The organism is Microbacterium enclense (assembly GCA_038182865.1).
In the GTDB taxonomy this organism is placed as follows: Bacteria; Actinomycetota; Actinomycetes; order Actinomycetales; family Microbacteriaceae; genus Microbacterium; species Microbacterium enclense_B.
Genome location: CP116226.1, coordinates 2,102,139 through 2,114,987 on the forward strand (window position 1 = coordinate 2,102,139; position 12,849 = coordinate 2,114,987).

Here is a 12,849-nt window from a genome sequence, read left to right on the forward strand (position 1 = left end):
CGTGCATCCTCCAAGAACGCTCATCTTCGGGCTGAACTACCCCCCGGAGACTACGGGAATTTCCCCGTACACAGGTGCCATGGCGGAGGGGCTCACGCGGAGAGGGCATCAGGTGCGGGCCATCGTCGCGCACCCTCATTATCCGGAGTGGAAGATCTCGCCAGGTTACGGGCAATGGTCGCGGAGCGAACGAATCAACGGTGTCCGCGTCGACCGTCTGCGCCATTACGTGCCTCGTCGGCCTTCCCTTGCGCGGAGAGCGGTTTCGGAGGTGACGCTCGGGCTCCGTCAGAGCTTCACCCGCTGGAAGAATCCCACCGCGATCGTCGCGGTATCGCCGGCATTGATCGCATCGGCCGTGGTCCGATTGCGTTCGTCGCTCACGCACCGTGGCACGCCCTTCGTGGTCTGGGTGCAGGACCTGTACAGCGTCGGCCTCTCTGAAACCGGGCAGGGGGGCAGCCTCCCTTCCCGGGTCATTCGCGCGGTCGAGGGCTGGCTGCTGCGTTCGGCATCAGCGGTCGTCGTGATTCACGAACGGTTCGCCGATCGGGTGCACGAAGATTTCGGCGTGCCCCGTGATCGTATCGATGTGATCCGAAACTGGAACCATCTCCCACCGTTCGAGACCGCCGATGTGGCCGCGGTCCGCGCCTCCTACGGGTGGCGCGATGACGACATCGTCGTCGTTCACACCGGGAACATGGGTGTCAAACAAGGCCTGCATCACGTGATCGACGCGGGCCGCTTGGCGCACGAGAGGGGCGAGCGCGTGCGCTTCGTCCTCGTCGGGAACGGTTCGCAGCGGGATGAACTCCGACGGCGCGCGGACGCGTCGCAGACGGCGACCCAGATCCTCCCGCCACTCGATGATGAAGCGTTCGCGAATGTTCTTCAATCCGCCGACATTCTGCTGGTTAACGAACTGCCAGGAGTTGCAGAAATGTGCGTTCCCAGCAAGCTCACGTCGTACTTCGGTTCCGGTCGACCCGTGCTCGCCGCGACCGATGCGGGCGGCATCACGGCGCAAGAAATTCGGGAGGCGAGTGCCGGTGTGGCGGTCGACGCAGGCAATGCGGAAGCTCTCCTCGAAGGGGCGAAAACCCTCGCTGCGGATCGTGTGGCTGCGATTCGGTACGGCGAGAACGGGAAACGTTACAAAGAGACTGTTCTGAGTGAAACAATCGCCATCGACGGATTCGGTATCCTGCTCGCGGATCTGATCGCCAAAGGCGCCGAGAGTCCTTCTGCGTAGTTTTTCTTCCCATGATCAAGACAGGCAAAACGTGAACAAGCGCGCCTTCAACACCGTCATCTCGGGGCACCCGAAGCTCCCGGGAGCGGACGCGTGAGCATCGCCATCGACGGTGTGGACTACACCGCACACGAACTCGACCGCGACGCGACCTTCTATGTCGCCGGGCATCGCGGGCTTGTCGGTTCCGCGATCACGCGGAAGCTGACATCCGAGGGTTTTCAGAATGTCGTCGGGAAACCTTCCAACGAACTCGATCTCAAGGATCGCGACGCGGTGTTCGCGTACATCGGCGAGATCAAGCCCAAGTACCTCGTGCTGGCCGCGGCCAAGGTCGGTGGCATCCTGGCGAACTCGACCTATCCGGTCGACTTCCTGAGCGACAACATGCGCATCCAGGTGAACGTCCTCGACGCAGCGCTCGCCCACGACGTCGAACGGGTGCTGTTCCTCGGCTCTTCGTGCATCTACCCGAAATTCGCCGAGCAGCCCATTCGGGAGGATTCGCTGCTCACCGGTCACCTCGAGCCGACGAACGATGCCTACGCGATCGCCAAGATCGCCGGCATCCTGCAGACCCAGGCGGTCCGCCGCCAGTACGGCCTGCCGTGGATCAGCGCGATGCCGACCAACCTCTACGGCCCGAACGACAACTTCTCCCCGCGTGGTTCCCACGTGCTGCCCGCGCTCATCCGGCGGTACGACGAAGCCGCGCAGGCAGGGGCGGACAGCGTCACGAACTGGGGGACAGGCACGCCGCGGCGCGAGTTCCTTCACGCCGATGACATGGCGGACGCCTGCCTGTATCTGATGGAGCACTACGACGGACCCGATCAGGTCAATGTGGGCACCGGTTCCGACGTGACGATCCGCGAGATCGCCGAGACCATCGCTCGCGTCACGGGATTCACCGGAGAGACCGAGTGGGACACGACCAAGCCCGACGGCACGCCCCAGAAGCTCCTCGACGTCTCCAAACTGGCCGAGGCCGGCTGGACCGCGACGATCTCCCTCGAAGAGGGCATGGAACGAACCGTCGCCTGGTATCGCGACAACGTCGACAACATTCGCGAGTAGATGTTCCGGCACGTCGTTCTCATCCGGATACGTGACCAGGTTCCCCTTTCCGACGTCGCCTCCGCGGTGAGCGCGCTCCGCTCCCTCGGTGCGGGCGAAGGAGTCGAGGCGTGGACGGTCGCGATGTCGCTCGATACGCGCAAGGGGCAGGTGATCGTGGTCGACGGCTCCTTCCGTGACCAGGTCGCGTTCGACGCCTGGCGTCGCGGACCCGCTCACCGACGCGTGGCGGAGGACATGTCGCTGATCGCCGATTGGTTCGTCGGCGATTGGGAGGCGACGGCACCGGCTGTCCATTGAGGACCCGCCGCATCGCCGTGGACACAACGTGCCGGCGGAGGCGGCATGTTTGTGACCTTCCAGGCGGTCGATCGGCGATCCCGCGCCCGGACGCCGCGCTGAGGCGAGTCATCGCCGGCGTGACCTTCAACGCCGAAGTCGTGCCCGTCCGCGAGCATGCGGCGAAAACAAAAACGGCCCGCTTTCGCGGACCGTTCTCGACTGTCTCAACACAGTGTGCGCCCGAAGGGACTCGAACCCCTAACCTTCTGATCCGTAGTCAGATGCTCTATCCATTGAGCTACGGGCGCAGGGCCTCCGCGCGAAACGGCGCGCAGGCCGTGGTCAAGCATAGCCGCGACCGACGGTGACGTCTAATCGGCCCAGAGCCGCGTGTATCCCGGGCGTGGCGGGTGGGTGGCCGAGCGGTGACGGCGCGACGTCGGGGCGGGCACGTACGCTGGGATCATGAGCGCCTACGTTTCGGCGTTCGAGCTGTTCTCCATCGGTGTAGGACCCTCGAGCTCCCATACGGTCGGTCCCATGCGGGCCGCCGCCGACTTCGCGACCCGCCTCCGTTCCGACGGTCTCCTCGGGCGCGTGGCATCCGTTTCCTGCGCGCTGTACGGGTCACTGGGAGCAACGGGCATCGGTCACGGCACCCCCGACGCGGTCGTCGCGGGGTTGCAGGGGCTGCACCCCGAGACAGTCGATCCGGATGCCGTGCGCCGAGCGTGGTCGGACTGGCCGGAGGGGCGGGCGCTCCTCCTCGCCGGCGAGCACGAGATCGCCTTCTCGAAGGACGACGTCGTGCTGGCCCCGCGGACGCGTCTGCCCGGTCACCCCAACGCCATGACGCTCATCGCGCGGGACGCCGACGGCGACGTGCTCGCCGACGAGACCTTCTATTCGATCGGCGGCGGCTTCATCCGCCGCGAAGGCGAGCCGCCGCGGGTGTCCGCGGCCCCGTTCCCGCTCGCCTTCGACGACGCGGCCACGCTCATCGCGCTCTGCGACGAACAGGGCATCACGATCGCGGAGGCGGCCCGCCGCAACGAGGAGGCGCTGCGTTCCGACGAAGAGATCGCCGCCGGTCTCGACGGGATCTGGGATGCCATGGCCGCCTGCGTGAACGCCGGCCTCGCTCACGACGGAGTGCTGCCCGGCATCCTGAAGGTGAAGCGGCGCGCGTCGGTGATCCGTGAGCAGCTCGAGGCGATCGAAGCCGAAGGACATCGTGAGCTGCCGGGGGAGTGGCTCGGAGCCTTTGCGCTCGCCGTGAACGAAGAGAACGCCGCGGGCGGTCGCGTCGTGACGGCGCCGACGAACGGCGCGGCGGGCATTCTCCCCGCCGTGGCCATGTACTGGTGGCGCTTCCTGGCGGACTCCGGTCTCGGGGCGGGCAACGCCGTCACTCCCTACGGGGAGCTCGTCGGTAGTGCACTGCTCGGCTACGACGGACACGCCGTGACTCGCGGAGAGGTCGCGGGGTGGGACGACGGCGACATCGCCGAGGCGAACCGACGCCGTGGCATCCGGCGCTTTCTGCTGACGGCGACCGCGCTCGGCTCGCTGTTCAAGGCGAACGCGTCGATCTCGGGCGCGGAGGGCGGCTGTCAGGCCGAAGTCGGGTCCGCGTGTGCGATGGCCGCCGGCGGCCTGACCGCGGTCATGGGCGGCACCAACCGGCAGATCGAGAATGCCGCCGAGATCGCCATGGAGCACCACCTGGGGCTCACGTGCGATCCCGTGGGCGGTCTCGTGCAGATCCCGTGCATCGAACGAAACGCGATTGCCGCATCGACGGCGGTGACCGCGGCCCGACTGGCCCTGCGCGGTGACGGCAGCCATTACGTGTCACTGGATGCCGTCGTCGAGACGATGCGTCAGACCGGTATCGACATGTCGACGAAGTACAAGGAGACCAGCGAGGGTGGCCTCGCGGTGAACGTCATCGAGTGCTGAGTCGGCGCGCCTGAAGAAGCGCGGGCACAGTGTCAGGCGGGGCCGCGAAGCTTTGCCGTCAGGTCGCGCAGCTGCGCGAGCTCGGCGTCGTCGAGACGGGCCATGCGGTCGGCGATCGAGCGGCCGTGGGCGGCAGCGATCTTGCGGAACATGACGGCACCCGTCTCGGTGGCCGTGACGAGGGAGCCGCGACCGTCGTCGGGATCGGCGCACTTCGAGAGCAGGCCTCGAGCCACCATCCGCTCCACCAGGCGCGAGACGCTCGGCTGGCTGATGAGCATGTTGCCGGTGACGTCGCGCAGCCGCGCTGTCATCTCCGGGGCGCGGGTCACGGTCAGGAGCACGTCGTACTCGGCCTGCGTGAGGTCGGTGCCCTCGAAATCCGTTCGCAGCTCTTCGAAGACCTCGTGCTGCGCCCGGAAGAGGCTCTCCCACGCCTGGACGGCGAGGCGGCGATCGGTCATGCCTCCACGATAGAGGGGCGTGTGGTCGTCGGCGGCGAGGTCGACGTCGACCGCCGCACAGAGTAAGGGCCGGTCGGAGAGGCTTCCGACCGGCCCTTGTCCCTGCACCAAGAGTGTCCTGCAATCACATGTCGGTAGCTGCCACAGCAAAACAACCACCGTGCGAGCACTCTATAACGGTGAGGTAACGGAAGGGAAGAGGTCGGCGTTATCTTTTCGTGACCGATCTTTTCGCACCCTCCAGGCGCCCGCGTCACCGTCCGCGCACGTGGTTCCACTGCGTGATGACCTCGCTGCCGTGTTCGAAGCCGAGCTCGCTGACCGCAGAGGTACCCAGCACGAAGTAGCGTCCGCCGGCGGCCGTCAGGCCGAGCCATACCCCGGCGAGGGCGCGCAGGAAGTGCGCGTGCGAGAAGACGAGGATCTGCTCCCCGTTTCGCAACCGCGGGCGCAGGTCGTCGAGCAGCGAGCTCGCCCGCGCGGTCACCTGTTCGATGCTCTCGCCCGGGGTGGCGCCGGCGGGTGCGCCGGCTTGCCAGATGGTCCACGGTCGGCCCAGCTGTTCGACGATCTCGGGCGTCGTCAGTCCCTCGTAGGCGCCGTAGTCCCATTCCACCAAGCGGGGCTCGTGCTGCGCCCCGGGGAAACCGGCCCGCGAGGCGGTCTCGACGGCGCGCTGCAGGGGGCTTGTCAGAACGAGGTCGAAGCGGCGCGTGGCGAGGAGCGTGCCGGCGAGCTCGGCCTTGTAGGCGCCGGTCTCGGTGAGGGGGATGTCGGTGAGTCCGGTGTGGCGCCCTGTCCGGCTCCACTCGGTCTCGCCGTGTCGGACGAGGACGAGACGGCCGTCCGGTTCGGTGAGGTCTGCATCGTTCACCCCTTCATCCTGCTGCGTGCGGGGCGTCCGTGGCTCGCGAAGACGCACGAAGGGCCGGTCGAGAGACTCGACCGGCCCTTTCTCTGCACCAGAGTGTCCTGCAATCACATGCCGGTAGCTGCCACAGCAAAACAACTACCGTGCGAGCACTCTATAACGGTGAGGTAACGGAAGGGAAGAGGTCGGCGTTATCTTTCCGTGATTTCTTCTCGCCGCCGCCTCCTCGACCGCGCGGATCAGCTCCACCACGTATTCCAGCCGACCCGGGTCGGAGAGGTGATCGTCGTCGAGCGGCTCTCGACGACCTCGCACGACGGCCCGTACAGTGTCTCCGTCCCCGTGACGGTCACCGTGTAGATGCCGTACTGCCCGTTGCCGGTCTGACCGGGCGGGACCTCGATGGAGGTCTGATTGCCGAGGCTCGCGGTGAGGCTGGCCGAGACCGACGTTCCGTACGTCGCGGAGATGTTCGCGAGCTTCGCGTCGACGCCGACGTTCGCGCTGCCGCTGACCGTCGCCTCGACCGTCCCCGACACCTCGGCGGTGAAGACCGAGGTCGACGTGGCCCCGGTGCCGTTGTAGTTGGACTGGGGCGGCCCGACGGAGACGAGCGACTCTCCGCTCTGCGAGGAGGGGCTGAACAGCCACTGTCCCGACTCCTCGCAGGCGGCCTGAGCGGGGATCGCGCCCGCCGTCATCAGGGCACCGACCAGCACGGTGGATGCCACGGTGCTGCCGATCATCCGACGCCGACGCCGGCGTGTGGGGGTGGCGGGAGCGATGATTTCGCTGTCGGTCACGATGTCTCCGATCGTCGTGCGGACCGGGCGGCCCGCCGTTCGTTCGTTCTGAGCGTCCCGTCTCGGTGAGAGGCGCCGTGTCTTCGACGGTTCTCTCCTGAATGCTGAGGTTCAAGGGGTTCGCGTAAGTGGGAGCGCTTTCATGGCAGAGCTCTCATCTTCCGCTGTGCACAGCCTGAGACCTGCCTGGACAGACGGGGCGAACTCCCGCACGGCGAACCCTCGTGTGGTTCGCTACGCCGCCGCGCGGGGATCCCGTGGGGCCGACGAGGCGAGATCGATCGGGGCGTCGTGCGGTGCGCGCCGACTGCGCCACCAGGCGATCGACAGAAGCGACGCGATCGCCGCGCCCGCGGCGTTGACGATGACGTCATCGACCGAGGTCACGCGGCCGAGGTGCAGGACGAGTTGCAGCATCTCGAGCACCGCCGACAGTGCGGCAGCGACGAGGGTCACGATCGGAACGACCATAGACGGCCGACCCAGGCGGAAGCGCACCGGAAAAAAGAAGCCGAGCGCCGCGAAGACGAGCAGGTTTCCCACCAGCTGCACCACCGCGTCGTCGCCCGCCAGAACTCGCAGCAGGTCGCGGAACGGCACGAACTGCAGACCGCCGGCGCCACCGGTCGGGGTCATGATCATCCATACCCACGGCAGGGTGCCGACAACCATGCCGACTTCGGCGATCGCTGACCGCCAGGCCGCGTCTCGCGCCCATCCCCGACGGATGCGGTGCCGGCCCAGCACATACGCGACGAGGACGCCGAGAGGGATGCCGGCGACGAGCGTCACGATGAGGACGATGCCGAAGCGGTCGGCGATCGAGGTCACGACATCCACAAGGGCCACCGGACCATGATGCGGCATCCACTACTCTGGCTCGCGGCGTCGGCGAACTTCCTCGGCTTCCGGCGCGAGCACGAAGGGGAGAACACCCATGAACCGCCCCTCGGGCTCGTCCGCCGACCAGGCTGTCCCGGTCGGAACGGACAGACACCTGCGCCGCGCGATGAGCGCTCGCCATCTGGTCATGATCGCCCTCGGCGGCGTGATCGGGTCGGGGTTGTTCCTCAGCTCCGGCTACACGATCCATCAAGCGGGTCCCCTCGGCGCCGTCCTCGCCTACCTCTTGGGCGCTTTCGTGGTGTGGCTCGTCATGGTGTGCCTCGGCGAACTCGCGGTGGTCTATCCCGTCTCGGGCTCGATTCACATCTATGCGGCTCGCACGATGGGTCCGGCGACGGGGTTCGTGACCGCGTGGTTGTACTGGCTGTGCTGGGTGGTCGCCCTCGGGTCGGAGTTCACGGCATCCGGGATCCTCATGCAGCGATGGTTCCCCACCGTCGACGTCTGGGTGTGGTGCCTCGTGTTCGCGGGCATCCTGTTCACGCTCAATGCGATCTCCGCCCGGGTGTTCGGCGAGACGGAGTTCTGGTTCGCGCTGATCAAGGTCGTCGCGATCCTCGCGCTCATCGTGCTCGGCACCATGGCGATCTTCGGGTTCACCCCGCTGTCGACAACGCCCCATGACGCCGTGCTGTTCCGCAACTTCGTGACGCCGGAGGGGCTGCTCCCGGCGGGTCTCGTTGGGGTTCTGGTCACCTCGCTGGCCGTCTTCTATGCCTTCAGCGGCGCGGAGCTCGTCGGCGTCGCGGCGGGGGAGACGAAGGACCCCGGTCGTAACATTCCGCGGGCGTTGCGCTCGACGGTCCTGCGACTGCTGGTGCTGTTCGTCTGCTCGATCACGGTCATCGCCGCCCTCCTGCCGTATGAGAAGGCCGGACTCAGCTCGAGTCCCTTCGTCGACGTCTTCGAGTACGTCGGTGTGCCGTACGCCGCCGACATCATGAACTGCGTCGTCATCACGGCACTCCTCTCCGTCGGGAACAGCGGCCTGTACTCGTGCGCCCGGATGCTGTTCTCCCTCGCGGAAGAGGGCTACGCGCCGCGCTCGTTCACGCGGCTCACCCGCCGCGGCATCCCTCTGATCGCGTTGCTGGTGAGTCTCGGGATCGGTCTCGTCTCGCTCATCTCCAGCGTGATCGCGGCCGAGACGGTCTACCTCGTGCTGGTGTCGATCGCCGGCTTCGCCGCCGTGGCGGTGTGGATGTCGATCGTCGCCGCGCAGTTCTTCCACCGCCGTGCGTTCGTGCGCGCGGGCGGCGACGTGTCGACCTTGGTCTACCGCACACCGTTCTACCCGCTCGTGCCGATCCTGGCATTCGTACTGCTGACCGCCTCCATCGTCGCGATCGCGTTCGACCCCGAGCAGGTCGCGGCGCTGTACTTCGGGATCCCCTTCGTCGCGCTCTGCTACCTGTTCTTCTGGTGGAGGTACGGCCGCAAGGGCGTCGCCCCCGCGCGGCGGGATGAGGAGGCTCCGGTCGCCTGACGGAGCGCGACGACGCTGACATTCCTCCTCAGCGCGTGCGAGGAAGGACGCGACGCGCAGGCCGAGTGGCCGAACAGCGACATCCCGGCTCCAGCGACGGGGCCTGCCCCCGCCCCATCCGCCAGGATGGCGGGCGGGGAGCGCCACCAGGGCGCACGCACTTATCGGTCGCGAAGGCGGGACCGTTGCAGGGGGATCAGTGGAGCACATCGACTTGCCCGCGGCCGGATGGTACGCGGCACCGCACGCGAATGGCGCGCAGCGCTACTGGAATGGCACTGCCTGGGTGGAGCCCGCGCAACCGGAGCCGACGACGCCGTTCATGAGGCGCGGAGTCACGAGGCGCACCGGGGCCATCGTCGCGGGGGCGACTCTCCTGGTGGGACTCGTCGTCGGCGCGGCCTCCAGCGGGGCGGGCACTCAAGCGGAGCTCGGTGCGCTGAAGGCCCAAATCTCTTCCCTGCAGTCCGACGTGGCCGACGCGCAGACAGCGGCGGAGGAGTCGGTGGGCACGCTCGCGTCCGCAACGGCCGCGAGCGACGCCATGACCAAGGAGCGTGATTCGGCCAGGGCTCGTGTCACCGAGTTGGAAGCCGCCGCAACCGCAGCGCAGGCCGAGCTCGATGCGCGCGCGGCAACGATCGCCGACCTGCAGGGGAGGGTCGCCGCACAGGATGCCGCGCCGCCCGCCGGAGAAGTCTCCGTACCCGACGCTCCGAAATCCGTGTACTACAAGAACTGCACGGCTGCTCGCGAGGCCGGAGCTGCACCGGTTCACCGCGGTGACCCGGGATACGGCTCTCACCTCGATCGCGACGGCGACGGGATCGGCTGCGAGTAGGCGCGGCTGTACACGCGGGCGCGTCGCCACCTCCGCACCGTCCGCAATGGTGACTGTTGTGCCCTGACCTGGCACAGTACGGTCTCCTCACAGGCGACACGCCCCCGTCGGGTCGGGGCCTGAGGCGGGGGAGAGGCACCCATGGAGACCATCGACACCCTCATCATCGGCGCCGGTGTCTCGGGCCTCGCCGCGGCGCGGCTGCTGACGCGCGCGGGTCGCCGCGTCGTCGTTCTCGAAGCTCGCGATCGCATCGGCGGACGGACCTTCTCGGACCGCTCCGACGGGCACGTCACCGACCGGGGTGCCTCGTGGATCCACGGCATCGACGACAGCCCGGTCGCCGCGGCCGCGCGGGCTTTCGGCATGCCGATGGTCGAGTTCACCGTCGGCGGGTATCAGCCCGACAGTCGGCCGCTCGCATACTTCGGCGACGACGGTCGGCGCTTGTCCGAAGACGAGGTGCGGCAGTATGCCGCCGACATCCGGACGTTGAACGCCGCTCTGGTCGACATCATCGCCTCCGCCGACCCGGATGCCACCTACGCCGACGTCGTCGACCGCGCCCTCGCCGCCCAGGAATGGGATGCCGCTCGCACCGCGCGCGTGCGCGAGTACAACGACCGGCGCGCTCAGGAGCAGTACGGCGTCGCGATGACCGAACTCGGCGCCCACGGCCTCGACGACGACACCGTGAACGGCGACGAAGTGGTCTTTCCCCGCGGGTACGACGGACTCGCGCGGAACTTCGCCGACGGCGTCGACGTGAGGCTGTCGCACATCGTCTCCGCGGTGCGGTGGTCGTCGGACGGGGTGACGGTCGAGACGGATCGTGGCACGTTCTCCGCGTCCACCGCCATCGTCACCGTGCCGGTGGGAGTGCTGCAGTCCGATGACTTCGTGATCGAACCGGAACTCCCCGAGGCGCATCTCCGCGCCCTGTGGCTGTTGCGGATGAACGCTTTCGAGAAAGTCGTGCTGCGCTTCGCCGAGCGGTTCTGGGACGTCGGGGTCTATGGCATCCGTCAACTCGGTGGTGAGGGGGAATGGTGGCACTCCTGGTACGACCTCGGTCGAATCCACGACGAGCCGGCCCTGCTGACCTTCGCCGCCGGTCCCGCGGCGATCGCGACGCGCGAATGGTCGGACGAGGAGATCGTCGCCTCCACGCTCGCACAGCTCCGTCGCCTCTACGGAGATCGCGTGCCCGAGCCGGAGAGCGCGGTCGTCACGCGATGGCAGGATGACGCCTTCTCGCGTGGTTCGTACGCCTACATGCGCCCCGGCTCCGTCGGTCCCGACCACGATGACCTCGCCGCTCCCGTCGGCGGTGTGCTGCACCTCGCGGGCGAGGCCACGTGGGGCGACGATCCCGCGACCGTGCCCGGGGCGATGCTCTCGGGTCATCGCGCGGCGGAGAACGTGCTGGGGCGTGCGATCGCGGTCAGCGACCTCTGGGAGTGATCAGCGGGGCTCCGGCCCCGTGGCGACCGGCAGCTCGGGGTGGTTCGACCACTGGCTCCACGACCCCGGGAACACGCGCGGTTCGAAGCCGGCCAGCGTCAGGGCCACCGCCTGGTGCGCCGCCGTGACCCCGGATCCGCAGTAGACACCCACCGACATGCCGTCTTCGGCGCCGAGCATCCGGAAACGCGATCGCAGGTCCTCCGCGCTGTGGAATCGGCCCTGGTCGTCGACGTTCTCGGTCGTGGGCGCGCTGACCGCCCCGGGCACGTGGCCGGCGCGCGGGTCGATCGGCTCGACCTCCCCGCGGTAGCGCTCGCCCGCGCGGGCGTCGAGCAGCAGGTCGGTCTCGGCGAAGGGGCCCACGTCGTCCAGGCCCAGTGACGGCAGAGCACCGTATGACAGCGTGATGCTGCCGGGCGCCGGGATCTGGGCATCCCCATCGTCGAGGGGGAAACCCGCGTCGGTCCACGCGCGCAGGGCCCCATCGAGCAGGCGGACGTCGGAAACTCCGGCGAAGCGCAGAAGCCACCAGGCGCGCGCGCTCGACATGTTCTTCAGGTCGTCGTAGACGACGACCGTGTCACCCTTATCGATGCCCCAGCGTCGCGCGGACGCTTGCAGCGCCTCGATGGGTGGGAGGGGGTGCCGTCCCTCCGTCGGCGCGCCGTGCGCGGCCAGATCGTGGTCGAGGTCGACGTACTGCGCCCCCGGGATATGGCCGCGGAGGTACTCGGGGCGCCCGTCGGGGCGGTCCAGACGCCATCGCACGTCGAGCACTCGGACGGCCCCGCCTCCGGGGAAGACCCCCGCGGCGAGGGCGTCGTGCAGCTCGAGAGCAGTCGTGAGGATCGAAGACATGGCCCCAGTCTGGCCCTCTCCGGGGCGTCCTGTCTCCGGCGTCACGGTGCCTCGGTCGCGACCGGCCCCGCGGCGTTCGCCGCTGCCCGCGTCAGCCCGTCCGACACGCGCGCTCGAGCCCTGTCGTGCCGTGACGTGACGGGGATGATCCCCGTCGCTTTCGGGAGTCCCATCGTGGGGGTGGCGACGTAGATCGTCTCGGCGCGTTCGACGACGTGCGTCTCGTGCCAGATCCCGACGGCGCCGGGTGCGGTCCGTGCGCGCTTGTTGAAGCGCGTCCACGCCGGTCGATGCTCCTGCGCAGGGGAGGAGGCGTAGGCATAGAGCTTGTCGAGCGACGACCAGTACTGCACGAGGTGCGGTCCTCTCGATCCCAGCAGCATCGTGAATCCGAGCAGCCCCGAGTCGGGGTCCATGCTGAGTTCGCGCAGCATCCGCGGCATGTCGCCCATGAGGGGCATCCACTGGTCCGGTCGCCACCATTTGTTGATCGTCATCCCGATGTGGAAGACGATCAGCTCGCCCGTGTAGTCGTGGGTCATTCGACCCGAATTGATGGATGCCATGGCACGCCCTC

Annotated in this window: 13 protein-coding genes and 1 tRNA gene; 7 read left to right on the top strand and 7 right to left on the bottom strand. The window is 68.0% G+C overall.

Annotated elements, in window-relative coordinates:
* Position 1: 1 nt before the first annotated feature.
* The 3 genes from PIR02_09750 (at position 2) to PIR02_09760 (ending at position 2,632) form a co-directional block, all read left to right on the top strand.
* A complete protein-coding gene (locus tag PIR02_09750; GenBank protein ID WZH38938.1) occupies positions 2-1,255 on the top strand; it encodes a glycosyltransferase in 1,254 nt (417 codons plus the stop codon).
* A gap of 99 nt (positions 1,256-1,354) precedes the next feature.
* Positions 1,355-2,332, top strand: a complete 978-nt coding sequence (locus PIR02_09755; GenBank protein WZH38984.1) for a GDP-L-fucose synthase — start codon at positions 1,355-1,357, stop codon at positions 2,330-2,332.
* Entirely contained in the window at positions 2,333-2,632 is a 300-nt protein-coding gene (locus PIR02_09760; GenBank protein ID WZH38939.1) for a Dabb family protein, read from the top strand.
* A 217-nt stretch (positions 2,633-2,849) separates the two neighbouring features.
* Here PIR02_09760 and PIR02_09765 read toward each other — a convergent pair.
* Positions 2,850-2,922, bottom strand: a tRNA-Arg gene (locus PIR02_09765).
* Positions 2,923-3,079: 157 nt separating this feature from the next.
* On the opposite strand from PIR02_09765, the gene PIR02_09770 reads away from it, so the two are divergent.
* Entirely contained in the window at positions 3,080-4,576 is a 1,497-nt protein-coding gene (locus PIR02_09770; protein ID WZH38940.1) for an L-serine ammonia-lyase, iron-sulfur-dependent, subunit alpha, read from the top strand.
* Between the two features lie 32 nt (positions 4,577-4,608).
* On the opposite strand, the gene PIR02_09775 is transcribed toward PIR02_09770, so the two are convergent.
* The 4 genes from PIR02_09775 to PIR02_09790 all read right to left on the bottom strand — a co-directional run bounded on the left by PIR02_09775 (position 4,609) and on the right by PIR02_09790 (position 7,563).
* Positions 4,609-5,040 carry a MarR family transcriptional regulator gene (locus tag PIR02_09775; GenBank protein WZH38941.1) on the bottom strand — a complete coding sequence of 144 codons (432 nt, stop codon included), beginning with the start codon at positions 5,038-5,040 and terminating at the stop codon, positions 4,609-4,611.
* Positions 5,041-5,293: 253 nt separating this feature from the next.
* Positions 5,294-5,914: a histidine phosphatase family protein gene (locus PIR02_09780; GenBank protein WZH38942.1), complete on the bottom strand. Its 621-nt coding sequence runs from the start codon at positions 5,912-5,914 to the stop codon at positions 5,294-5,296.
* Positions 5,915-6,150: 236 nt separating this feature from the next.
* The gene (locus PIR02_09785) at positions 6,151-6,714 is read right to left on the bottom strand and encodes a hypothetical protein (GenBank protein WZH38943.1); all 564 of its coding nucleotides are present in this window, start codon (positions 6,712-6,714) and stop codon (positions 6,151-6,153) included.
* A gap of 234 nt (positions 6,715-6,948) precedes the next feature.
* Positions 6,949-7,563, bottom strand: a complete 615-nt coding sequence (locus PIR02_09790) for a VanZ family protein (GenBank protein WZH38944.1) — start codon at positions 7,561-7,563, stop codon at positions 6,949-6,951.
* An 88-nt stretch (positions 7,564-7,651) separates the two neighbouring features.
* Between PIR02_09790 and PIR02_09795 the strand changes: the two genes are divergently transcribed.
* From PIR02_09795 to PIR02_09805, 3 genes are all read left to right on the top strand, one after another.
* A complete protein-coding gene (locus tag PIR02_09795; protein WZH38945.1) occupies positions 7,652-9,106 on the top strand; it encodes an amino acid permease in 1,455 nt (484 codons plus the stop codon).
* Between the two features lie 199 nt (positions 9,107-9,305).
* Positions 9,306-9,947, top strand: a complete 642-nt coding sequence (locus PIR02_09800) for an excalibur calcium-binding domain-containing protein (GenBank protein ID WZH38946.1) — start codon at positions 9,306-9,308, stop codon at positions 9,945-9,947.
* Positions 9,948-10,088: 141 nt separating this feature from the next.
* On the top strand, positions 10,089-11,411 hold the full coding sequence (locus tag PIR02_09805; protein WZH38947.1) for an NAD(P)/FAD-dependent oxidoreductase: 1,323 nt from the start codon (positions 10,089-10,091) through the stop codon (positions 11,409-11,411).
* Here PIR02_09805 and PIR02_09810 read toward each other — a convergent pair whose 3' ends face one another.
* Together PIR02_09810 and PIR02_09815 are read right to left on the bottom strand one after the other, a co-directional pair.
* Positions 11,412-12,272, bottom strand: coding sequence for a sulfurtransferase (locus PIR02_09810; protein ID WZH38948.1), 861 nt, complete (start codon positions 12,270-12,272; stop codon positions 11,412-11,414).
* Between the two features lie 41 nt (positions 12,273-12,313).
* Positions 12,314-12,838 carry a DUF4188 domain-containing protein gene (locus PIR02_09815; GenBank protein WZH38949.1) on the bottom strand — a complete coding sequence of 175 codons (525 nt, stop codon included), beginning with the start codon at positions 12,836-12,838 and terminating at the stop codon, positions 12,314-12,316.
* Between the last annotated feature and the right edge of the window lie 11 nt (positions 12,839-12,849).

Coding starts and splice junctions, on each gene's coding strand:
- PIR02_09760 (WZH38939.1), top strand. CDS start 2,333: ATGTTCCGGCACGTCGTTCTCATCCGGATACGTGACCAGGTTCCCCTT.
- PIR02_09770 (WZH38940.1), top strand. CDS start 3,080: ATGAGCGCCTACGTTTCGGCGTTCGAGCTGTTCTCCATCGGTGTAGGA.
- PIR02_09775 (WZH38941.1), bottom strand. CDS start 5,040: ATGACCGATCGCCGCCTCGCCGTCCAGGCGTGGGAGAGCCTCTTCCGG.
- PIR02_09795 (WZH38945.1), top strand. CDS start 7,652: ATGAACCGCCCCTCGGGCTCGTCCGCCGACCAGGCTGTCCCGGTCGGA.
- PIR02_09805 (WZH38947.1), top strand. CDS start 10,089: ATGGAGACCATCGACACCCTCATCATCGGCGCCGGTGTCTCGGGCCTC.
- PIR02_09810 (WZH38948.1), bottom strand. CDS start 12,272: ATGTCTTCGATCCTCACGACTGCTCTCGAGCTGCACGACGCCCTCGCC.
- PIR02_09815 (WZH38949.1), bottom strand. CDS start 12,838: ATGGCATCCATCAATTCGGGTCGAATGACCCACGACTACACGGGCGAG.